Raw genomic sequence first — 22,154 nt, 5'->3', positions numbered from 1 at the left:
GAAACGCACAGACTCCTATACCTATGTCCGCTGAAAAAGATGTATGAGTTTTAATTTTAAGATTAAACTAAAAAGCAGGTGGGTAAGTAATAGTAAGTTACATATAGGAAAAGGAGTGGTTTATATGGCAACGAAAAAAGAGTGGCACGTGATTTTCCTGCTGGACAGTAAGCGTGTCGTGACGCATGACCTGGAATTGAGCGAAGAAATGAATGAACGCGAAGCTTCTGAGTTCATCACGAAGCAGTTAGACAAAGGTACATGGTGGTTTTTGGAAGATGGCGTCGCACTCCATACCAGTGGGGTTGAAAGTTTTTATTTAGACAAGTGTGCAAAGAAAACAAGGTTCAGCAGAGATTAAAAAATGCGCAGCTTTCCTGTGAAAAGGAAGCTGCGTTTTTTTATACAGGGGCGCGAAGGAGGTGCTCTTCAGTACAGCAGATCGGACTGTCCAGAAAGAGAATGTGGAGTGATCCTAAAAGTGCTTTTACAATAAAAAAACTCTCCCTTAAAGGAAGAGTTTAATTCAAAATCTCAACTTCTATTTGACGGCGCCCGTAATCGAAGGCGTCTTTTTCCTGTTCCATAAAGAGGTCGATGCGGTGACCTTCAATATCTCCGCCAATGTCACCAGCGACGGCTGTGCCATAGCCCGGTACGCGGACTGTAGAACCAAGAGGGATGACATTCGGGTCGACGGCGATCACTTTCTGGTCCGGATTGGCACGAAGGTCGATGCCTGTGTACGTAACGCCGCTGCATCCTTCACAAAAGGCTGTGTAGGCAGTCGCTTCTACAGCCACCGTGCGCTTGACGTCATCTTTCTCTGCAGATGCTGTGACGGCTTTCTTTTCTTTCTCAGGAAAACGTTCGAGGTCTTTTGTTTTCTTATCTAACGAGAGCGATTTCGTTTCTATATTTTGAGCAGGCTTGTCCACTTCATCGGCAGAAACCGGAAGGGCAAGGCCAATGATCATCATAGGCAAAAGAAGAAGGGAAAATAGACGTTTTTTCATAAGTAGATGTCCCCTTTCAATGTTTCACTTCGCCCATTGTAACAACCATTATGACGATAGACAAAGACAAAATGCCTACAAAATGATTACATTCATGTGACAAATGACACCTTTTTGAAAAAGAGCCGCTAACCTCCGGCGGCTCCGGTTATTTTCAGCGGGACGTTCCTTTGCGTTTACGTCCGCAGCACGGTTTTGAGGGCTTTCTGCTCGGCTTATTTTCATTAGGACGATTCGACATGAGGACCCTCCTCTCGGGTTTAAGATATATCATTTTATGCGGACAAATAAGAACGGGCCGTGCGCTTATCCTGCATACGGAAATTTTTTATAAAAAAGGGACCTATGTCGTTTACTCATCCAGTGTATGGCATGCTATAATAGATAAGGATTCTTAGAGATTCCAGAATTATGAAAGTGATAGAAAAGGAGGACGGGACCATGACTGAATGTCCTCATTGTAAGCATGTGATGGATGACGGTGCTCGTTACTGTTCTCAATGCGGTAAGAACTTGAAGCGAACACCTGAACAGAATAGCACGGCTAAACGATCGTGGTTGCCAATCATTACGCCTTTCATCATGCTTGTCGTAATGGGGGTAGCCCTTTATTTTGTTTATGACTATCAAAAAGATGTAAACACCGAAGTGGTGGCGATGAAAAATGAAGCGGAGCAGGAAGCCCTTGCCGGAGAGTACCGGAAAGCGGAAAAACTGCTCGTCGGAGCGATTGACCGCAGGCCGGAGATCGAGGCTCTTCAGCAGGAACTAGGATCAGTGCAGGAAGCATTGACCTGGGATCAGGAGCTTGAGACGGTCGGCCAATGGATTGAAGAAGATTCATTGAAAAAAGCGAGTGAGAAGCTTTCGGCCATCCAGAAGTCTTTGCGACAGGAAGACAGCCGTCTGCTTGTGACCCTTGTTCCGAAAATGAATGAAATGGATTCCAGATTGACATTGAAGGAAATCAATCAGGAACTTTCCAAGATTACCGATGTGGATGAACTCGCAGCCAAACTGAATACATTATCCGGCCTCAACTTGGAGGAAGCCTCCAAAGTCCGGGATAAAATTTTTGAAAAAATCGTGAACCAATCGACGAAAAAGGCAGAAGCGGCAGCAGGTGAAAAGCGCTATGCCGAAGCGATTGCCATCATCGACCAGGGGCTGCAGTACGTTTCCAATGATGAAAAATTAATTCAGTTGAAGGAACGGATCCAACAGGAGAAAACAGCCTTCGAACAAGCGGAACAACAGAGGCTGGAAAATGCGATGCAGCAGGCTGCCCAGGATGAACTGCGGAACCAGACCCAGGCACTTGAAGTCGAAGATCTTTCGATAACAAAAGATGAGTTCGGCGATTATAAAGTGAAGGGTGCTCTGAAAAGTGTGGCGACCCAGATCATCAGTACGGTGACTGTGAAGTATGACATCCTCGATAAAGAAGGGAAGGTCGTCCGCTCTGAATCTGTGAAAGTTTTTCCGAACTATATGAACCCGGGAGATCAGGGGACTTTTGAAAAAGTACATTATGAATTAGAAGAAGGAGAATACTCCGTCGAAATGACAGAGATGGAGTGGCTCGTAGAATAGGGGGATGGAAGATGAAACGCTCTTGGATCATCAGCCTTCTCGCCACTCTTCTGATACTCGGGGGCGGGATCGCAGGCGTTTTCTACGTGATGGATACCGTTCAAAAGGACGTAACGGTTTCGGCTGTTTTAAATGAACCGCCGGCTGAGGATGACGAAGAGGGAGAAGTACCGAAAGAAACACAGGAGATCATTTTTGAATCACAGAAGTTAGTTGTGCAATTAGAGCTCGAAGATGGTTCGGTCGGCTCAGGTTTTTTGTACAATGATCAAGGAGATATCATAACGAACGCGCACGTCGTTGCGAATACAGAGAGTGTCAATGTCATTACATCAGACGGGAAAAAAATGCCCGGCGACGTGATCGGCCTCAGCCGCGACATCGATGTGGCTGTTGTACGGGTGCCCGGCTTGAAAGGGAAAGATCCACTGCCGATCAGAGAGGAAAATTCAGCCGAACTTCTCGATGAAGTGCTGGCTCTCGGAAGTCCGCTCGGGCTGCAAAATACCGTCACGCGCGGGGAAATCAGCGGACTTGAACGGACACTCGACATCGAGCCTTTCCATTACAAAAATTTATATCAGATCTCCGCACCGATCTCACCAGGAAACAGTGGCGGCCCTCTTCTTGACAGGGAAACCGGGGAAGTGATCGGCATCAACTCCGCAAAAATGGATGACGAATCGATCGGGTTCAGCATTCCGGTTGCCGATGTAGTGCCAATGGTGAAGCGCTGGAGTGAGTCTCCGATGCGCTCCCTTCCGGAATTTCCGGAGCTTACAGGGGAGGTGTACTCACCTGTGACAGGGACAGATGCCGAGCAGGCGAGCTATATGGTGCAGTATTTCTACGACAGCATCAATCAAGGCGATTTCGTCACGGCTTATTCGCTGCTTAGCGCAAGCTGGCAGGAGGATATTTCGTTTGAAGATTTCCGATCCGGCTACAACAATACGCTCAGTGTGAAAGTGGATAACCTTGTTGCAGATCCGCAGGGCGATAAGGTCGAAGTCACCGCTTTCCTCACCGCTGAAGAAACGGTGGATGGCGAAGTGCAGATGAAGAAATACAAAGTCGTCTATCCTGTCAAAAAAGAAAACCAATCCGTCAAAATTTGGAGCGGCTCTGGGGAAGAGCTGAGTACTGAAGAGAAAGAAGCATCCTAAGAATGAAAAATCCCCTTCCACATGGAAACGTGGAAGGGGATTTTTTTATGGGTGGACGGTAAGTTTGGCACCCTGGAGGGTCCTTGTGATGCCAGGTACCCCGATCACCGTTCATTGATCTCTTTAGCGGCACGAATGCCGGATTCTACAGCTCCTTCAATCCATCCGTGGTAGGAGGACGTTTGTTCTCCGGAAAAGTGGATCCGTCCTTCTGGAAGGGGCATCACTTCTTCAAGATCCCGGCTCTGCCCTGGAGTGAACAAGGTGAAACATCCGGCGGAGAACGGGTTTTGGCTCCAATTGTAAACCACGCTCTGCATATATTCTTCATATACGACGTTTCCGTACACACGAGCGAGATTCTCAAGGACTTGTTTCGTCGCTTCTTTTTGACTGAGGCTGTTAAAAAGAAGAGCATTCTGCCCCCAAGTGTAACTGGCCAGGAGAATGCCGGGCCCAGGCATACCCTGATGATGGCTGGCCTGATAAGCAAAGCGGATCGGCAAATCGGAAATGAGGTTGCCGACCGGATACCTTTCCCAAAAACGGGTGTTAAACTCGATGCCGATCTTCACGGCAGGTACGTTAATGACCTCCCGGATGGCCTGCCATTTCTTTTGTGATAAACAGCCGTGGGGAAAGACGTCAATGAATTGAAAAGCACTGAAAGGAATGGTCGTCAGCAGAAAATCACCACTCCAACAGGATGGTTTTGAAAAGCGCTGGTCTTCCGTATGAACGGTCACGCGGTCATGGTTGTGGACGATCTTCGTCACTTTTTGTTCAAAATAAATATTATCGATCAAGTCGGGAAGAAAAGCATGGGGAAGCCGATCATTTCCACCCTGAATTTCTACAAATTCTGTATCGCCATTAAAGATGGGGAACGTGATATCAATTAAAATATCGAGAAAAGAAAACTCAGGAAAACCTTCAATGCCGAGTACAACTTTGATCAAACGGACAGCGTTATTGGACATCGAAGGTCCGTAAGGGTTGTTTCTCAAATATTCCCCCATCGAAAAATTAGAAAATTGATCCTCCAATTTCTTTTTTTCCTGATCTGAACTTTTACGGTAAAGGTCCAGGAACGGCTGAACAGCGTCAAGAAACAATTGCTTGGCGGTTTTTCCCCGTTCGTGCGGGAGGAGGTGGTATTGCAAAAGGTCAGGATTTTTTTGGTATTGCGAACGGAACACCTGTTGACCATTGATCATCAAAAGGTCATTGGGTTTAGAGTTAATAAAGGTATTGGTCGACAGCCCGAACTTATCAATATACGTTTGGACGTACTGGTGATTTTTCGGAATTCTCATCGCACCCACGTCTATGTAGTTTCCGTTTGAAAAAGGTTCCCGGACGGTATGGACCCTCCCGCCCACGCGATCGTTTCCTTCTAAAATAACGACGTCATGGCTGGCGTTCTTCAAAAGTGATCCGGCGACAAGGCCGGACATACCCGCACCTAAGATCAGAATCCGTTTTTTCTGCCCGAATTTGGGTAACCCCTCGAGAATATAGGATTTATATTCTTTCACACTTTCTTCATAGACACGATGCATCGACGCCACCCCCTTTTACTATCTATTCAAAAAATGGAAAAAAAAGTATAGGGAGAAATCCTTATCTGGAGGAAGGACATAATCCGAGCCCCTGTTTCATTAAATAAAAAAGGAGGAGATGTGAGATGTATTATCCTGGTATGCGACAGGTAGGAAGAGAAGGCGAAGGAAGACTTCTAAAGGTTAATGGTGTCGGTAAAGTTCAAGTGCGGCCGGATGTTGCGAATGTGAACATCGGAGTCGTGACAAAAGATATAAACCTGGAAAAAGCGCAGCAGGAAAATGCCCGAACGATGGAAAACGTCCGCCAACAGCTGATTGCTGCCGGCATTCCGGAAGAAAACATTCAGACGGCGGACTATTTCATTTTCCCTGAGTATGATTATGTGGATGGCAAGCAGGAGTTCCGCGGCTATCAAGTGACCCACACCCTGAAAGTGACGGTTGACGATGTGAGTCAAACGGGTTATATCATTGATACAGCAGTAGCCGCTGGGGCGAACCGGATCTCGAGTATTGCATTTACGGTGAGTGATCCGTATCAAAATTATCAGGAAGCGTTAAAAATCGCGCTCGGGAACGCGTTAGCCAACGCACAGACGATCGCTAATACTATGGGATTGAATTTGGATCAGACGCCTGTCAAAATCATCGAAATTGGTACCACGCCCGCAGTTCCTGTACAAAGCTTTCAAAAGGCTGATGTGCTCGGAGCGACCGCCACTCCGATTGAGCCGGGGACGCTGGAAACCGTCGCCAGGGTGGAAGCCCATTTTCAATATTTACCGTAAGTCACCACTTTCCTGAACGGAGGGTGGTTTTTTTATAGGCAAAAAAGGATAGATTATGCACGGAAGGCGCTAAATATGAATATAAAAGTTGAGAATAATGTGTAGCACTTATTTTATGGGCTCATAAAATATAACTGGAACTAAAAAAGTTGCTCTAAGGAAAAACCTTCGTTACAATATGCTTAGAGAAAATGGTCGAAATGAAGGAGAGGTACAATGGAAAACTTGTTATTGGCTTTCGGACTTACCTTACTTGCTGGATTAGCCACAGGTGTAGGAAGTTTGATCGCTTTTTTTGCAAAGACGACGAACACGAAGTTCCTTTCCCTTGCGCTTGGTTTTTCAGCGGGGGTTATGATCTATGTATCTATGGTGGAAATCTTTTTTAAAGCACAGGATTCACTTGTGGATGCGATGGGGAACGAAGCAGGTCAGTGGACGACGGTCGGCGCCTTCTTCGGAGGAATGATTGTCATCGCACTCATTGATAAATTCATACCGAAATCAGGGAACCCTCACGAAGTGAAAAAGGTGGAAGACATGGCGAAACGGGAAACAGCCGTGAAAGATCCTGATTTATTGAAGATGGGAACGTTCACAGCGCTCGCCATTGCGATTCACAACTTTCCTGAAGGAATCGCGACATTTACGGCAGCCTTGAACGACCCGGCACTTGGGTTAGCCATTGCTGCTGCGATTGCGATTCATAACATTCCAGAGGGGATTGCGGTATCTGTGCCCGTGTACTATGCGACAGGAGATAAGAAAAAAGCGTTCAAACTCTCTTTCCTGAGTGGTTTGTCTGAACCGGTGGGTGCCATTTTAGCTTATCTATTGTTGATGCCGTTCTTGAACGACATGATGTTTGGTATTTTATTTGCAGGAGTGGCAGGGATCATGGTCTTCATTTCCCTGGATGAACTGCTTCCTGCTTCCAGAAGATACGGAGAAGCGCATTTATCGATTTATGGAGTCGTTGCCGGTATGGCCGTCATGGCCTTGAGCCTCCTCTTATTCATATAAAAAAATGCCCAGCAGGTATAGGCCTGCCGGGCATTTTTTGTTAACACGTTTTTTCATGGATAAGGTCTTCGATGGCCTTTTGGATTTTCTGTTTGGACCTCTGGATCAGCCGCCAGTTGAGGTGAATGTGATCATCCTCTTTCATGCCAAGCTTCACCTGGTCGTCTGCTGCGTCGATTTTCCAATCGGACAGTGTCGGAAATTTTTCGCTCGCCTTACGGAACAGCCAATCGTTCACCTCTCTTCGTAGGTGTCCGTTCGCTTCTTCCTCTGTCCATTTTTCAGGATAAGCAAAAAGGAAGGTTCCTTTTTGAAAAGCAAAGCGGGCTTCCTCCTGATGTTCGATCTTCAGCCGATAGGAGCGGCCAAGGTAAACGATCTTTGCGTGATCGGAAGCAGTAAGAGAATCAACGGCATATAAATCCTCGTGCGTTTGCTGCCATTTTTCCAGGATCCAGTCCGCCTTCTTCTCAACGAACGCCTGGATTTTTGCTTCCTCTTTATGAGGGGATACAGTCACTTTTACTCCATTCAAATCATCAAGGTAGATTTTAATAAAAGAGACGTCCTGCCTCTCTACAGTATAAGCTATGGTTTCCTCTCCAATAGTCAGGGTCGGCATGGCGCTCTCCTTTCTACGTTACAACGTAATGTTCGTTTTCCGTTTTTGGAAATCGACTCCTTCATAGTACGTGTTCTTCACAAGCACATTCGGACCGAGGCACTTCACAGCAGGGCAGTGACAGTTGAGGCTCTGCGCCGTTTTTGTAGACAGCCAGTTTTCATAGGCATCGCCAAGTTTCGTGTCCTGAATGTTTCCAAGGCCAGGCTCGTCGCCGAAGTCTGTCACGATAATATCGCCCGAGAAGATGTTCACGTTCAGGCGGGAGCGTCCGTCCGGGTCGTTTCTTACAGTCACATTTTTTTCGCTGTACAGGCGCTTCAGCATATCGAGATCGTCCTGTGAAGTACTGCATGGATAGTACGGCAGTGTTCCAAACAACATCCACATGTCGTCATCCCGGTGATCAAGAAGACGATTGATGCCTTCCCGCATTTGTTCCAGGCTCAACGTCTCTAAGCTGCTGGCAAAATCGACGGGATACATCGGGTGAATTTCGTGGCGCGCACATTTCATTTCTTTGACATGATCATGGATGGATTCCAGGTAAGGGAAAGTCCGACGGTTGAGCATCGTTTCCGCTGAAACCATCACCCCTTCTTCAGAAAGCCGCTGCGAATTTTCCACCATCCGGTCAAAGAACTTTTTACGGTTTTCTTCGGAAGGCTTCCGTTCCATTCGGGCAAATCCGGTATGGATGAATTCTTCGATCGTTCCCCAGTTGTGGGAAATATGTAAAACGTCCAAATAAGGAATGATCGGGATGTATCGCTCATAAGGAAGCGTCAAGTTCGAGTTGATTTGTGTCCGCACCCCGCGCTCGTGAGCGTATTTCAGAAGAGGCACGACATAATTTTCTACTGATTTCTTAGACATCATCGGTTCCCCGCCCGTGATGCTGAGCGTCCTGAGATGGGGGATTTCGTCGAGCCGCTTCCTCAGCAGGTCCATCGGCAGAGCCTCTGGATCCTTCGCACCTAACGTATATCCGACCGCACAGTGCTCACAACGCATGTTGCAGAGCGTCGTCGTCGTAAATTCTATGTTCGATAACGTCATTTTTCCGTGTTCTTCCACGTCCATATACGCTTCCCACGGATCATAAGTGGGGGTAAGCGCCTGAAGCTTCATGTTCGTACTCATAAAATATGAAACTTCCTTTCTATTAATATTTATTCGGTCGATAACCTTTACCATTCTATCATTAATATGCCTAAAACCATACATTATGTATCGGAATTATGTCGTGATATGACGATGCGGAGCTGTTTAGGTTTCCGAGAAAGAGGAGAATAAGGGTGTGACAGCGAATGATATGGGGTAACGATTAGCACAAGGGGGAGTCAGATTATGAAACAAACCGTACTCATTACAGGAGCATCCAGTGGATTCGGTTTTCATACAGCTGTGAAATGTGCCGAAAAAGGCTTTCGTGTCATCGCCACGATGAGAAATGTAGAAAAGGCCGCCGCCTACGAAACACTTGATGAAGAAGTACGTAGCCGGATCGAAGTGTGGCCGTTGGATGTGACGGACGAACAGTCCATCGCGCGTTTTTCAGAAAAAGTGAACACGCTGGAAAGGCTGGATGTCCTCGTGAATAACGCGGGCTATGCGGTGGGTGGATTTCTTGAACAGGTGCCGCTTGAAACCTACCGGAAGCAGTTTGATACGAATGTCTTTGGTGTGATCGCCGTTACGAAAGCGGTTCTGCCACTGATGCGTGCACAGGGAAGTGGGAAGATTTTAAATGTCAGCAGTGTGAGCGGACTGATCGGTTTTCCTGGCTTATCTGCCTATGTTTCATCCAAACACGCATTGGAGGGATTATCGGAAAGTCTCCGTTTCGAAGTGAAACCGTTCGGGATCGATGTCGCGCTGATCGAGCCAGGATCTTATCAGACCAATATTTGGTCGACAGGGCTTGAAATGCCGGAAGAAGTCCAGGACCCTGAATCTCCTTACGCCGATTACATAAAAGGGTTGTGGAATGCTTTGAACAGTGAATCCCACGGCAACCCCGAGGACGTGTCTGATCTGATGACCGGACTGATGGAAAAAGAAACGCTTGTGAAACTCCGCTATCCCATAGGTCCCGGAGTTCGGGCGAATGTGTGGTTCAAACGTTTGCTGCCGTGGAAGTGGCTGGAAAAGACGGTGTTACAAAAAATTCTTGGAAAAGAGAAAGCCAAAGGAGTGGGGTTGAATGGAAAAAGTGATGCATGGAGCGGAGGAGATGCGCTTCGAGGGTAATGAAGTCGGCATTCTTGTCTCTCATGGGTTTACTGGAACAACACAGAGCATGAAGCCGTTAGTCGAAGCGTATGCAAGGTCAGGTTACACCGTCAGCTGTCCGCGATTGATAGGGCACGGAACGACCCCGGAGGACATGGAATCGTCCTCTCATCAGGACTGGGTGCAGTCCGTAGAAGAAGCATACAACTGGTTGAAAGAAAGGTGTTCGAAAATTTTTGTCGTCGGGTTATCGATGGGGGGAACCCTTGCATTATATATGGCGAGTGAGCATCGGGATATTGAAGGCGTCATTCCGATCAATGCGGCTATCGATATACCCGCACTTGAAAATAGTCAGGGAATGGACGAACGCTTCATTGATGCCATCGGCTCGGATATCAAGGATCCGGAAACCGTTGAACTTGCGTATGACCGCACACCAGTGAAATCGATCGGCGAGCTCGTCACGTTGATGGGTAAAGTGAAGGACAGGCTTGACGAAATCCACTGTCCGATCATGATTTTCGTATCGGATGAGGATCACGTCGTTCCACCTCACAATTCAGAAGTCATTTTCGAATCGGTGTTTTCTGAACACAAGGAGATTATCCATCTGGAAAACAGTTACCATGTGGCTACCCTTGATCATGACAAGGATATGATCATCGAGCGTACGCTGGAATTTTTCCAAATGTACACGAACACAAAGTGATTGCCCGGGAAATAGAAAAGGTTTTGTAATCTAGTAAAAAGTTTATTATAATAGAGACAAATCAAGAAAAGTAAACGGTATAAAGCCTTCAAGGGGAGCCTCCGGCTGAGAGTGAACATTTCGTTCTGACCCTTCGAACCTGTCAGTTAGCACTGGCGTAGGGATGGCGGCTTTTTTGATGGTGCAATGCAGAATTGGGACTCCTCCATCAGGAAGCTTCCCTATTTGGCGTTGCTTTTTTTGTGTCTTTTTTTAGGAGGAATGTTGAAATGAGAAATCGTCGCGTTTTATTTCTCGTAGAAGTTGCGATTTTTTCAGCACTCGCATTGTTGTTGGATATCATCCCGTTTTTATCTTTTAAACTGTGGGCGCAGGGAGGATCGGTATCCTTTGCGATGGTCCCTGTGTTTATCATGGCCTTTCGCTGGGGCTTAAAAGGGGGCGTCACCACCGGTTTGCTGCTGGGAATCTACCAAATCATGACAGGCGCCTATATTATGACCCCTCTCCAGGCATTTCTGGACTATGTTGTTGCCTTTGCTGTGATTGGAGGGGCAGGTTTAGTGGCGAAACCGCTATGGAAGGCGATCAAATCGAAAGAGTCCCGTCGATTGGTCGGATGGATCATCGCCGGCTGCCTGATTGGAAGTGTGCTGCGCTTTTTCGGACACTTTTTCGCAGGCATCGTTTTTTACGGCGAGTTCGCCCCGGAAGGCCAGCCGGTCTGGTTGTATTCCCTCGTCTATAATGGCGGATACATGCTGCCCGCGTTCATCCTAAGCAGTATCGTCGTTAGTCTCCTATTTGTAAAACGACCAAAACTATTAAGCCATTAACAAAAATCCCCCTCTCCATGTCGGATCATCGAGAGGGGGATTTTTTCTTTCTTTTGTTATTGTTCTTTAAGACTCAGTTTCGAGATTTTTGTTGAGTGGATGGGGCTGCGGGGAATAGCTCGCTTTCCGCGGGAGCGCGGTGAGCCTCCTCGGACTGCGTCCTGCGGGGTCTCACCCTGCACTTTTTCCCCGCAGGAGTCTCGCCCTTCCCCTCCGCCCCTTTCCATGGAAGATTCTCGAAACCACTTCTGGAATAAGAAGCTTTTCTATCAAGGAAGGAGAAGTATGAATTTTCAAAGCCGTTATTCTGGATATAAAATCCTTCTATAGAGTGCCCTTTACTATAGATAAGGAATTGCGAGAGACAATCATACATGGTAAAGAGGTTCGTTTCACTCATCCATCGAATGGGGTGGTTGGGAAGCTGCGAGACTCCCGCGGGAATGGATGGACTGGCAAGACCCCACAGGACGAAGTCCGAGGAGGCTTGCCGTCATCCCCGCAGGAAAGCGAGTTGCTTCCCTGCCACCCCTGGCTCTCAGCACAGCAAACGAACTTCGAAACATCTCAATAAATGGCGTTTTATTTATTTTTTTCTGAGATCAAGGTTTGAAACGGGGCATTATAGTGAAAATAAAATAAGCACTCTAGTTGAGGAGGCTACATAATGAACCGTTTAAAACGGATTGGAAAAAGCAAGTGGTTTTGGATCATCGTCATTATTATTGCTATTTTAAGTGTCACGATTGCTTATCATACTTCATGGAAAGCTCTGCCTGAAGGGATTTCTTATGAGGGAGAAACGCACCAGATGGAAAATATCGAGTTTTTCCGTGATTTAACATACGAAGATGAAGCAGGAAAGACAGTACATGACCTTCAGGTTTTTGAAGAGATCAACCAGACGATCTCAGAAGCGGAGGACTTTATTGTAGCGGATATGTTTTTATTCAATGGCTACACGAACGGAAAAAATGAGTTTCCGAAGATATCCGAAAATTTAGTGGACGCCATATTAAAAAGGAAAGAGGAAGTTCCTGATCTGAAGGTCGTTTTCATTACGGATCGGATCAATACGGTTTATGGATCGTATGAATCGGAGACGATCAAACGCCTTGAGGATGGCGGGGTGGATGTCGTTTTGACCAATTTGAATAAGTTGAGAGATTCGAACCCTTTATATTCGAGTGTTTGGCGGCTTTTATTTTCATGGATGGGGACCGGGGACAACGGATGGATCAGTAACCCTATGGCCAAGGAAGCACCAGATGTAACGCTCAGGTCCTATATGAAATTGCTTAACATCAAAGCGAACCATAGGAAAATTCTCGTCACAGAGAAATCTGCGATTGTCTCCACAGCCAACCCTCACGATGCCAGTGGTTATCATGAAAACGTCGCATTTAAGATGACGGGGCCGATCATCAAAGATATTTTAGAAGCTGAAGAAGCGGTGGTTAACTATTCAGGTGGGGCTGATTTTCCTGATTATGAAAATCGTGATTGGGAGGAACAGGAAGGGCCGATTACTACAAAGTTCGTCACGGAAGGAAAGATCTACCAATCGATTCTTGAAGAATTCTCCAAAGCTGGTGAGGGGGACACCGTCTGGCTTGGTATGTATTATTTAGCCGATAAAAAAATCATGAATTCCATTGATGAAGCAGCCAACCGTGGAGCGACGGTGAACATTGTGATGGATCCAAACAAAAAAGCGTTTGGTCATGAAAAAACCGGCATTCCCAACTTACCTGTGGCTTCCGAGTTACAGAATTTAGGTAACGAAAATATTCATTTGCGGTGGTATGATGTTAACATCGAGCAGTACCATACGAAGATGCTCTATATCGACCATCCGGAGGAAGATGTCATCATCGCCGGGTCGGCGAACTATACGCGCCGTAACCTTTCCAACTTAAACTTGGAAGCCGATGTTGTCATCAAAGGGAATGGCGAAGAGCAAGTGTTCCAGGATGTCAATGATTACTTTACTCGTATATGGAACAACGAAGAGGGACATTATACGGCGGATTATAAAGAGTACCAGGACAATTTAACATTCATCCGTTATGCCACGTACTACTTGCAGAAGTGGACATGGTTTACCACATACTAATAAAAAGGGAGCGCACATGCCGTGCGCTCCTTCTTTTTATCATAAGGTTTCTGCTTTGGACGGGTTTGTTACGATCAGGAGAACTTTCCCTTCATCCAAGTCTTCTTCATATTCTTCTGCTTCCTGTTCAGAAAAACCGATTTCCTGCAGTTTCGTCCGTAGTTCATCGCCCTGTTTGCTGAAGAGGTTGCTGATTACGTTTTTGATGTCCTGTTCTGATAGGCCGATCGTATTGGCATTGACGTTTTTAGCAATGCGATCGGTGCGGTCGTTCATCGTGGGACAGGATGTAGATGTCTTTGTTGTCGATGCCTTCATCTTTTAAACGCTTCACATCTTCCATCAGTTTTTCATCATTTGTGTATTCTCTTAAGGTTGGCTTCCTATTGGATCGCTCCTTTTTTATAGCTGCTACGGTATGGAATGTACCCGGTTTGTAGTGGATAAAACTTCTGGATGGGCAGGGGGTTATCAACCAAACCCAAAGAGATATCAATTAAAATGTAGAAATATCAATTAAAAATTTGATATATCAATTGGGTTCTTAGTGTCCAATCACAAACCGGAAAATTGCAGGAATTTGTCCAATCCTCTCGAATTACATACAAGATTGGAGGGAATAAAATGAATGCAAAGATCATCGCTACCTTTTCTATTTGTGCCCACGATCCTGAAACGGGGGAGTGGGGCGTTGCTGTGCAGTCGAAGTTTTTAGGTGTGGGATCGATTGTCCCATGGGCGAAAGCAGGTGTAGGAGCTGTCGCTACGCAGGCTTTTGGCAACCCGCAGTACGGCCCGGATGGGCTGAAGCTGCTTGAACAAGGTTTTTCAGCTGAAGAAGTGATCGAGCGGTTGACTTCCAACGATCTTCAAAAGGAAGACCGCCAAGTCGGAATCGTTGACGCGAAGGGGAACGGGGCTACATTTACGGGGAAAGAGTGTTACGAGTGGGCCGGTGGCAAAGTCGGCAAACACTATGCGGCTCAAGGGAACATCCTTGTGAATGAGGAGACTGTCACCGATATGGGGGAAGCTTTTGAACAGGCCGAAGGACCACTTGCCGATCGTTTGATGACGGCGATTAAAGCGGCTCAGCGTGCAGGAGGAGACAGTCGCGGAAAGCAATCGGCAGCCATCCTCGTCGTCAAAGATAAAGCAGGATATGGGGAGCTCAGTGACGTCGCCGTCGATCTTCGTGTCGATGATCATCCGGAACCGATCGAGGAGCTTGATCGTATCTATCAGCTCCATCAACTTTACTTCGGGGCATCGAATCCGGACGAGATCGTGGAAGTGGACGGAGAAGTGAAGAAAGAGGTCGAGCATCATCTCCGTCGTCTCGGTTATCTCACTTCAGAAGATGTCACACCTGATGAATTTTATGAAACGTTCACGACTTACCTGCACACGGAAAACTTTGAATCCCGTGAGCAGGCGCGTGGGAAAATCGATTTGAAAGTTCTTGAATATATGAAGAATCAATGATGGAGAAAATCCGTACATCCCAGATGTGCGGATTTTTGATTGAACGTTTTTATGAAGGGGAAAGGAGCAGGATAGGAGGTGGATGACATGACACATTTGAAAGCGATCGTTCTGAATGCATCCTTGAAAAAGACGAAGGCAGAGGAACCTTCCCATACAGAAGGCCTGAGTCGTGAGGTTCTGGAGATTCTTGAAAAAGAAGGTGTCGAAACTGAAATCGTCCGCCTGGCGGATTATCATATTCCTTATGGCATCAGTGGTGATTTAGGGGGCGGGGATATGTGGCCTCAAATCTTTGATAAAGTGAAAAAAGCCGACATCGTCCTGTTCGGAACACCGTTGTGGCTTGGTGAGAAAAGCAGCCTTGCTACCGTAGCGATGGAACGCTTGTACGGCAGCAGCGGGGAAACGAATGAAAAAGGACAGTCGATCTTTTACAACAAGGTTGGTGGTGTCATCATTACTGGAAATGAAGATGGTGCGAAGCATGCGGCAGCTTCTGTGCTTTACGGAATGTCACACATCGGCTTTGTTGTGCCGCCGAATGTGGATGCGTACTGGGTGGGGGAAGCTGGACCCGGCCCTTCCTATTTAGAGGATGATGGTCCAAACAACGAATTCACAAAAAAGCATGTTGAAATACTCGCTTATAACACGCTCCATTTTGCACGCATGTTAAGAGAACATCCGATCCCGGCAGAAGGAAACCGGGTGGAGTAAACCTTCTTCAAAAAGCGGAAAGACCAGGAATTTAAAAGGCCTGGTCTTTTCTTTATGAAATCTATAAAAGCGATTGCAAAACCTCCACCTTAGGTATAAAATATAATTAAAGCAGGTCATCTGATGACCTTACTTTTATACATGTATTGAAAGCGTTGACATTACGAGTGGTGGGGGAGGATTTATATGATTTTATTCGTGGCATTAAGTGCGATACTCGCTCCTTTTATCTTTTTGGTCCTTTTACGGATGCCGGCAAAAAAAGGGATGTTGTATAGCGCGTTGATTGTGATCAGCCTTGCATACTTCGTCTGGGGTGTGGGGGAGAGGGTGATCGCGGCCTCTATCCTTGAGGGGGCACATAAGACATTGACCATCCTGTTCATCTTATTCGGTGCGATTGTCCTTTTGAACACGCTGAGAAACACCGGAGCTGTGGACCGGATCAATCAAGGATTCCGGAGCATTTCCAAAGACATGAGAGTCCAGATCGTCATTGTGGCTTTCTTGTTCGGCGCCTTGATCGAAGGGGCTGCAGGGTTTGGGACACCGGCGGCTGTGACAGGCCCGTTGATGGTGGCTTTAGGATTTTCCCCGCTGGCAGCCGCAGCCATTGCGCTTATAGCGGATAGTTCAGCGGTCTCTTATGGAGCTGTTGGAACACCGATTCAGGTCGGGTTGAGTAATATTCCAGGAGCGGATCTTTCTTTTTACAAAGAAATTGGAGTTCATGTCGCTTTTTTTGATTTGTTTGCAGGAAGTTTCATTCCACTAATTCTTGTGGTCATCCTAACCGTCTTTTTTGGCAGACAGCGTAAGCTCAAGGATATAACGCAATTGATTCCGTGGACACTTCTGATCGGTTTCACTTATACGTTGTCCGCTTATCTTTATGCCAATTTGTTCGGTCATGAGTTCGTTGCCATTTTAGCTTCCTTGACAGGCCTGCTCGTGGCCACCTTGACGGCAAAGAAAGGTTTTCTGCTTCCAGCTGAACCTTGGCAGGACGCCCTTCAAGAGGAAAAAGGAGCCGACAAGCCTGTCTTTATGAGCTTGTGGGCGGCCTGGTCACCTTATGTAATCATTGTCCTGCTCCTGCTTGTGACAAGAATTGTTCCAGCGGTCAAAACATTCACTTTGACCTGGGTTGATCTTTCCTGGGCGGATATTTTAGGTGTGGAAGGCATCACATCCTCCTGGCAGGTGCTTTATTCTCCGGGATCTGTACTCGTCTTTGCTGCTGTGATGGCGGTCGTTGTGCAAAGGAAATCCTTTGACCGCTTTACAAAGGCGGCGAAAGAATCGGTTCTTTCCATGAAGGATGCGGCTTTAGCTTTAGTTGCGACACTCGCTCTTGTCCAGGTGTTTACGAACTCAGGGATGAACGCACAGGACCTTGTGAGCATGCCCCAGTACATCGCCCAGACCCTTGCTGCAGGATTTGGTTCCATGTGGGTCATGGTGGCGCCTTTCCTTGGACAGCTGGGAGCGTTCATTACGGGAAGCGCTACGGTATCCACCCTGACGTTTTCACCCGTTCAGTATAGTATCGCCGAGGAAACAGCTCTGGCTAAAGATACGGTGTTGTCCTTGCAGGTGCTTGGTTCAGCGGCAGGCAATATGATTTGTGTGCACAATGTTGTAGCCGCTGGTGCGGTCGTAGGACTTGCAGGCAAAGAAGGAGATATCATAAGAAAAACGATCGGTCCTGCTTTGTTGTATGGATTGCTTGTCGGAACGGCTGCTCTCGTTTATCTCTTCTTCACTTAAAAATCGCTTTCTCTTTTAAAGGGTATGGTTTTCGATTAGAATAAAAGGAAGAGGCAAGCGAAACTTTGGAGGAAACAGCATGAATTATAAACCGATTCGTACGAAAAAAATATATGAACAAGTCGCCGATTCTCTTTTGGATTCTTTGAAAAAAGGGGAATTGAAGCCAGGAGACAAACTGGACAGTGTGGAGAGCCTGGCCGGCAGTTTCAGTGTCGGAAGGTCGGCGATCCGTGAGGCTCTAAGCGCACTGAGAGCCATGGGTATTCTTGAAATGCGCCAGGGAGAAGGGACGTATGTGAAGGCCTTCGATCCTTCCCGGTTTTCTTTACCCGTATCCGTCGCCTTTTTGATGAAAAAAGAGGATATGAAAGATTTGATGGAAGTAAGACATATCCTGGAGGTCGGCGCAGCTGGGACAGCCGCCCGGACGCGGCAGGAGGATGATCTCCGAGCGATGGAGCAGGCCCTGGCGGATATGGAAAAAGCGAAAGGGAACGGGGAGCTCGGCGAAAAGGCGGACCTCGAATTTCATATTGCCCTTGTCCAGGCGACGCAGAATCAGATTTTGATCAATCTGATGAACAGCGTTTCTGAAATCATGGTTCAGGCCATGCGGGAAACCCGCAAACTTTTGCATACGCCGGAAGGAACAAGCCGCTTGTTGAAACAGCATAAACAAATCTTCGATGCTGTCAAAGCTCAGGATGAAGCACTGGCCCAGGAGGCCATGGTCCATCACTTGCAGAGTGTGGAAGAACATCTAGCTGAATATTTATCATGATAAGGATTCTGTTGTCAGTATCCTTTCTTAAAAGTTAAGTCATCTGATGACCTTATGTGTAAAAGGGAGGACATAACCGTGAAAGTATCATTATTTATCACCTGTCTGTGCGACACGTTCACACCAGACGTCGGGAAAGACACCGTCCAACTGCTCGAACGTTTCGGGTGTGAGGTGGATTTTCCTCAGCACCAGACCTGTTGCGGGCAGCCCGCCTTCAACAGCGGGTACAAGCAAGAGTCGATGAAAGCGATGAAGCAGATGATTACAGCCTTTGAACCTTCCCAATACGTGGTCGGTCCATCGGGTTCATGTGTGCAAATGATCAAGGAGTACCCTCATGTGTTGAGAGATGATCCGGAATGGAGTGCACGGGCACAGGCTGTCGCAGACAAAACATATGAACTGACACAGTTTTTAGTGGAAGTTTTACAAATAAACGATGTGAAGTCGACGTTCCAAGGGACCGCGACGTATCATCCGTCCTGTCATATGACACGGCTCTTAGGTGTGAAGGATGCGCCGAGAATTTTACTGGAACACGTGGAAGGATTGAATTTGATCGAACTTCCGATGAAGGAAGACTGCTGTGGGTTCGGGGGAACGTTTGCGGTTAAAAATGCCGCCGTGTCCGGGCAGATGGTGGAAGAAAAAGCCCAGCATATCGATGAGACCGGGGCTGAATATCTCATCGGGGGCGATATGGGCTGCCTGATGAACATGGGCGGATGCATGCGACGCAACAAACAGGACGTGAAAGTGCTGCACATCGCGCAAGTGTTGAACAGCCAATAAGAAAGGAGAGGTCACATGGGAATAAGAATTGGGGATAAGCCGTATGCCGAGCGGATCCAGGCAGGGATTGAAAATAGCTTCATGAGACAGGCTGTATCTTCCGCCCAGGGACGCTTCCGAAGTGGACGTCTGAAAGCAGCGGAAGAACTCGGCGATTGGGAAGACTGGCGGACGCTTGGTGAAGAAATCCGTCATCATACGATGGAAAACCTCGACTACTATTTGCACCAGCTCAGCGAGCAGGTGGAAAAACGGGGCGGAACGGTGTTTTTTGCAGAAACCGCTGTGGAAGCGAACGCTTACGTCCAGGAAGTCGCAAAGAAGAAGCAGGCACGCAAAGTCGTGAAATCAAAGTCGATGGTCACAGAAGAAATCGGCTTGAATGAAGCATTGCAACAAAGCGGCTGCGAAGTGGTGGAATCAGACCTGGGGGAATGGATCTTACAGCTCGATGAAGATCCACCGTCCCATATCGTCACCCCGGCCCTTCACAAGAATAAAGAGCAGATCCGCGAAACGTTCGCGAACAAGAAAGGGTACACGAAAACCGATCAGCCTGAGGAACTGGCAGCCTTTGCCCGCGAACAGCTCCGGAAAGATTTTCTGGAAGCGGACCTTGGTGTGACAGGATGCAATTTCGCTGTCGCAGAATCCGGTGCGGTTACGCTTGTGACGAATGAAGGAAATGCGCGCATGGTCACTTCCCTACCTGATACCCACATTGCCGTCATGGGCATGGAACGTGTCGTCCCAACGTGGGAGGAGCTTGAAGTCGTCGTCAGCTTACTCACGAGAGCAGCCGTTGGTCAAAAACTGACGAGTTACATTACGGCACTCACAGGTACGCGTTTAGAAGACGAAACAGACGGGCCGGAGGATTTCCACCTCGTCATTGTTGATAACGGCCGCTCGAAGATTCTGGGGACGGAATTCCAGTCGGCACTGCATTGCATTCGCTGTGCAGCCTGTATCAACGCCTGTCCAGTGTACCGTCATGTGGGCGGCCACTCTTACGGATCGATTTATCCAGGTCCGATCGGTGCCGTCCTGACGCCGCTCCTTGACGGGTACGAAGACCATAAAGACCTGCCTTATGCGTCCACGTTGTGCGCCGCCTGCACAGAGGCGTGTCCTGTGAAAATTCCACTCCATGAACATTTGATCCGCCACCGTGAGATCATCGTCGAGCGGGAACAGATGGGGGCGAAGTCAGAAGAATGGATGATGAAAGGATTCGCCAAATGGGCCTCCACGCCTGCTGCTTACAAATTAAGTACGAAAATGGCGAGGACGGCGATGAAGCCATGGACGAAAGACGAACAGATCGAAAAGGGACCGGGTCTGTTGAAAGGGTGGACAGAGAGTAGAGACTTTCCTGCTCCTGCCAAAAAGAATTTCCGGGAATGGTACAAACAACGAGAAAAAAGGAGGGAAGAGGCATGACGATTCATAACCGGACATCGTTTCTGGATCGTGTCGCTGAAAACCTCGGAAGGGAGCGGCGCACAGAAGTGAAGCCTCCTTCTTATTCCGTAAAGCCGCAGAACCGCGTTTTCCAAGGAGCCACCCAGGACGAACTGATCGAAAAACTGGAAGCCCAATGCCGTGTCATCCATACTTCCTTTGAACGGACTAAGCTTGCCGATTTAGGTGACTCCTTACAAAAAGTGCTCGCTACCTTTGAGGGTTCCAGAAAAGTCATCAGCGCAGGAGGTCCCCGATTAGATGAATTCGGCATGCGGGGGATTTATGAAGCGCTGGGGAAAGAAGGCTTCGACCTCCGTATCTGGAATGACCAAAACGGGGACGTCACATTCGCCGAACAGGCAGGGGTCGGGATCGTCTTCAGTGATATCACACTAGCAGAATCCGGAACGGTGACCCTTTTTAACGATACACATAACGGCAGATCCATCAGCCTTCTTCCGGAAACGTTCATCGCCATCATCCCGAAAAGTACGCTCGTACCGAGGATGACGCAGGCGGCGCGTGTCATTCATGAACAGGAGCAGAAAGGGAATCCTGTTTCGTCATGCGTCAGCTTTATTACAGGGCCGAGCAACAGCGCGGATATTGAAATGAACTTGATCGTCGGTGTTCATGGGCCTGTGAAAGCGACCTATATAGTGGTCGACGATTTATAAGCTGCAAAAGCATCTCAGAAATGGGGTGCTTTTTTTATGGGGGCAAGGAGTTCTTCTCAATAATCAGAAATCGTCGTTGACACTCCTAACTAATTAGACTATTGTTTAATTAGATACACATTTAATTAGTGAGGTGGAAAGATGCAATTAGAAAAAATGGTCGCGTTTCATAAAGCGGTGGGAGATCCGACACGCCTGCGGATCATCGTACTTCTCCGGAAGGGGCCGTTGCACGGGCAGGCGATTGCCGGAAAGTTAGGACTGCGGCCGCCGACGATTACCCATCATTTGAAGAAGTTGAAAGATACAGGAGCGGTCTACTCGAGAAGGGATAAAAATACGATTTATTTTTATTTGAATGAACAGAATTTAGAGTTCATGACGACCGCAATCTTAAGGATTGGAGATGATGAACGAGTGGTAGCCGAAGAATTGAAAGTGGATGCCAAAGATCAGGCGAAAATTGTTAAAAACTTTGTCACGGTGGAAGGGAAACTGAAACAAATGCCAAGCCAGCTGAAGAAGAAGAACGTCATTCTTTCTTATTTTGTCCAATGGTTTGAGCACGGAAAAACCTATGATGAGAAAGAGGTCAATGAATATATCAAAACGTTCTTCGATGATTTTGCGACCGTCAGACGAGAATGGATCATGCAGCAGTTCATGTACAGGGAAAACAATCAATACGAATTGAACCCTGTAGAAATGTGGCCGGTCGTCGTCCAAAGGTGACGACATGGCTTCTTTTTTTGAGAAACTAATTAGATGTGTATCTAACTGGTTG

At 47.3% G+C, this 22,154-nt stretch carries 22 protein-coding genes, 1 pseudogene and 1 riboswitch; of the genes and pseudogenes, 17 read left to right on the top strand and 6 right to left on the bottom strand.

Going from position 1 to position 22,154, the window contains the following annotated elements; translation table 11 throughout:
* Nucleotides 1-124: 124 nt before the first annotated feature.
* Nucleotides 125-361, top strand: coding sequence for a hypothetical protein (locus tag ACQ4XT_RS17865; protein WP_446854841.1), 237 nt, complete (start codon nucleotides 125-127; stop codon nucleotides 359-361).
* Between the two features lie 160 nt (nucleotides 362-521).
* On the opposite strand, the gene ACQ4XT_RS17860 is transcribed toward ACQ4XT_RS17865, so the two are convergent.
* Nucleotides 522-1,016 carry a 3D domain-containing protein gene (locus ACQ4XT_RS17860; RefSeq protein WP_446854840.1) on the bottom strand — a complete coding sequence of 165 codons (495 nt, stop codon included), beginning with the start codon at nucleotides 1,014-1,016 and terminating at the stop codon, nucleotides 522-524.
* A 75-nt stretch (nucleotides 1,017-1,091) separates the two neighbouring features.
* Nucleotides 1,092-1,241 (bottom strand): hypothetical protein, encoded by a 150-nt coding sequence (locus ACQ4XT_RS17855; protein WP_446854839.1) that lies wholly within the window; start codon nucleotides 1,239-1,241, stop codon nucleotides 1,092-1,094.
* Nucleotides 1,242-1,457: 216 nt separating this feature from the next.
* Between ACQ4XT_RS17855 and ACQ4XT_RS17850 the strand changes: the two genes are divergently transcribed.
* Both ACQ4XT_RS17850 and ACQ4XT_RS17845 read left to right on the top strand, forming a co-directional pair.
* Nucleotides 1,458-2,609, top strand: a complete 1,152-nt coding sequence (locus ACQ4XT_RS17850) for a zinc ribbon domain-containing protein (RefSeq protein ID WP_446854838.1) — start codon at nucleotides 1,458-1,460, stop codon at nucleotides 2,607-2,609.
* Nucleotides 2,610-2,620: 11 nt separating this feature from the next.
* Complete coding sequence (locus tag ACQ4XT_RS17845; protein WP_446854837.1) at nucleotides 2,621-3,775, top strand: S1C family serine protease; 1,155 nt, start codon at nucleotides 2,621-2,623, stop codon at nucleotides 3,773-3,775.
* A 104-nt stretch (nucleotides 3,776-3,879) separates the two neighbouring features.
* Here ACQ4XT_RS17845 and ACQ4XT_RS17840 read toward each other — a convergent pair whose 3' ends face one another.
* Complete coding sequence (locus tag ACQ4XT_RS17840) at nucleotides 3,880-5,337, bottom strand: flavin monoamine oxidase family protein (RefSeq protein ID WP_446854836.1); 1,458 nt, start codon at nucleotides 5,335-5,337, stop codon at nucleotides 3,880-3,882.
* A 125-nt stretch (nucleotides 5,338-5,462) separates the two neighbouring features.
* On the opposite strand from ACQ4XT_RS17840, the gene ACQ4XT_RS17835 reads away from it, so the two are divergent.
* Together ACQ4XT_RS17835 and zupT are read left to right on the top strand one after the other, a co-directional pair.
* Complete coding sequence (locus ACQ4XT_RS17835) at nucleotides 5,463-6,128, top strand: SIMPL domain-containing protein (protein ID WP_446854835.1); 666 nt, start codon at nucleotides 5,463-5,465, stop codon at nucleotides 6,126-6,128.
* Between the two features lie 216 nt (nucleotides 6,129-6,344).
* Nucleotides 6,345-7,151 carry a zinc transporter ZupT gene (zupT, locus tag ACQ4XT_RS17830; RefSeq protein ID WP_446854834.1) on the top strand — a complete coding sequence of 269 codons (807 nt, stop codon included), beginning with the start codon at nucleotides 6,345-6,347 and terminating at the stop codon, nucleotides 7,149-7,151.
* Between the two features lie 40 nt (nucleotides 7,152-7,191).
* Here zupT and ACQ4XT_RS17825 read toward each other — a convergent pair whose 3' ends face one another.
* On the bottom strand, nucleotides 7,192-7,773 hold the full coding sequence (locus ACQ4XT_RS17825; RefSeq protein ID WP_446854833.1) for a YgjP-like metallopeptidase domain-containing protein: 582 nt from the start codon (nucleotides 7,771-7,773) through the stop codon (nucleotides 7,192-7,194).
* Nucleotides 7,774-7,791: 18 nt separating this feature from the next.
* Complete coding sequence (yfkAB, locus tag ACQ4XT_RS17820; RefSeq protein WP_446854832.1) at nucleotides 7,792-8,916, bottom strand: radical SAM/CxCxxxxC motif protein YfkAB; 1,125 nt, start codon at nucleotides 8,914-8,916, stop codon at nucleotides 7,792-7,794.
* A gap of 204 nt (nucleotides 8,917-9,120) precedes the next feature.
* Between yfkAB and ACQ4XT_RS17815 the strand changes: the two genes are divergently transcribed.
* From ACQ4XT_RS17815 to ACQ4XT_RS17800, 4 genes are all read left to right on the top strand, one after another.
* Nucleotides 9,121-10,026, top strand: a complete 906-nt coding sequence (locus ACQ4XT_RS17815; protein ID WP_446855738.1) for an SDR family oxidoreductase — start codon at nucleotides 9,121-9,123, stop codon at nucleotides 10,024-10,026.
* Nucleotides 9,980-10,720, top strand: coding sequence for an alpha/beta hydrolase (locus ACQ4XT_RS17810; protein ID WP_446854831.1), 741 nt, complete (start codon nucleotides 9,980-9,982; stop codon nucleotides 10,718-10,720). Before ACQ4XT_RS17815 ends, ACQ4XT_RS17810 begins: the two co-directional genes overlap by 47 nt.
* 81 nt (nucleotides 10,721-10,801) lie before the next feature.
* Nucleotides 10,802-10,901, top strand: a riboswitch (TPP riboswitch).
* Nucleotides 10,902-10,989: 88 nt separating this feature from the next.
* Complete coding sequence (gene thiT / locus ACQ4XT_RS17805; RefSeq protein WP_446854830.1) at nucleotides 10,990-11,556, top strand: energy-coupled thiamine transporter ThiT; 567 nt, start codon at nucleotides 10,990-10,992, stop codon at nucleotides 11,554-11,556.
* Nucleotides 11,557-12,223: 667 nt separating this feature from the next.
* On the top strand, nucleotides 12,224-13,672 hold the full coding sequence (locus ACQ4XT_RS17800) for a phospholipase D family protein (protein ID WP_446854829.1): 1,449 nt from the start codon (nucleotides 12,224-12,226) through the stop codon (nucleotides 13,670-13,672).
* Between the two features lie 39 nt (nucleotides 13,673-13,711).
* Here ACQ4XT_RS17800 and ACQ4XT_RS17795 read toward each other — a convergent pair.
* A pseudogene (locus ACQ4XT_RS17795) lies at nucleotides 13,712-14,015 on the bottom strand (YflT domain-containing protein).
* Nucleotides 14,016-14,296: 281 nt separating this feature from the next.
* Between ACQ4XT_RS17795 and ACQ4XT_RS17790 the strand changes: the two are divergent.
* The 8 genes from ACQ4XT_RS17790 to ACQ4XT_RS17755 all read left to right on the top strand — a co-directional run bounded on the left by ACQ4XT_RS17790 (nucleotide 14,297) and on the right by ACQ4XT_RS17755 (nucleotide 22,102).
* Complete coding sequence (locus ACQ4XT_RS17790) at nucleotides 14,297-15,157, top strand: DUF1028 domain-containing protein (RefSeq protein WP_446854828.1); 861 nt, start codon at nucleotides 14,297-14,299, stop codon at nucleotides 15,155-15,157.
* 87 nt (nucleotides 15,158-15,244) lie between these two features.
* Entirely contained in the window at nucleotides 15,245-15,877 is a 633-nt protein-coding gene (locus ACQ4XT_RS17785; protein WP_446854827.1) for a flavodoxin family protein, read from the top strand.
* A gap of 186 nt (nucleotides 15,878-16,063) precedes the next feature.
* A complete protein-coding gene (locus ACQ4XT_RS17780; protein WP_446854826.1) occupies nucleotides 16,064-17,647 on the top strand; it encodes an L-lactate permease in 1,584 nt (527 codons plus the stop codon).
* A 79-nt stretch (nucleotides 17,648-17,726) separates the two neighbouring features.
* On the top strand, nucleotides 17,727-18,431 hold the full coding sequence (locus ACQ4XT_RS17775; RefSeq protein WP_446854825.1) for a FadR/GntR family transcriptional regulator: 705 nt from the start codon (nucleotides 17,727-17,729) through the stop codon (nucleotides 18,429-18,431).
* 78 nt (nucleotides 18,432-18,509) lie between these two features.
* The gene (locus ACQ4XT_RS17770; RefSeq protein ID WP_446854824.1) at nucleotides 18,510-19,226 is read left to right on the top strand and encodes a (Fe-S)-binding protein; all 717 of its coding nucleotides are present in this window, start codon (nucleotides 18,510-18,512) and stop codon (nucleotides 19,224-19,226) included.
* A 15-nt stretch (nucleotides 19,227-19,241) separates the two neighbouring features.
* Nucleotides 19,242-20,669 (top strand): LutB/LldF family L-lactate oxidation iron-sulfur protein, encoded by a 1,428-nt coding sequence (locus ACQ4XT_RS17765; RefSeq protein WP_446854823.1) that lies wholly within the window; start codon nucleotides 19,242-19,244, stop codon nucleotides 20,667-20,669.
* Complete coding sequence (locus ACQ4XT_RS17760) at nucleotides 20,666-21,370, top strand: LutC/YkgG family protein (RefSeq protein ID WP_446854822.1); 705 nt, start codon at nucleotides 20,666-20,668, stop codon at nucleotides 21,368-21,370. The genes ACQ4XT_RS17765 and ACQ4XT_RS17760 overlap by 4 nt, the downstream gene beginning before the upstream one ends.
* A 141-nt stretch (nucleotides 21,371-21,511) precedes the next feature.
* On the top strand, nucleotides 21,512-22,102 hold the full coding sequence (locus ACQ4XT_RS17755) for a DUF2087 domain-containing protein (protein WP_446854821.1): 591 nt from the start codon (nucleotides 21,512-21,514) through the stop codon (nucleotides 22,100-22,102).
* Nucleotides 22,103-22,154: the final 52 nt, after the last annotated feature.

The organism is Halobacillus sp. 12SKB, assembly GCF_052941655.1.
Note: the sequence above shows the minus strand (reverse complement) of the source record. Positions and strands in the feature narration are given on the sequence as shown.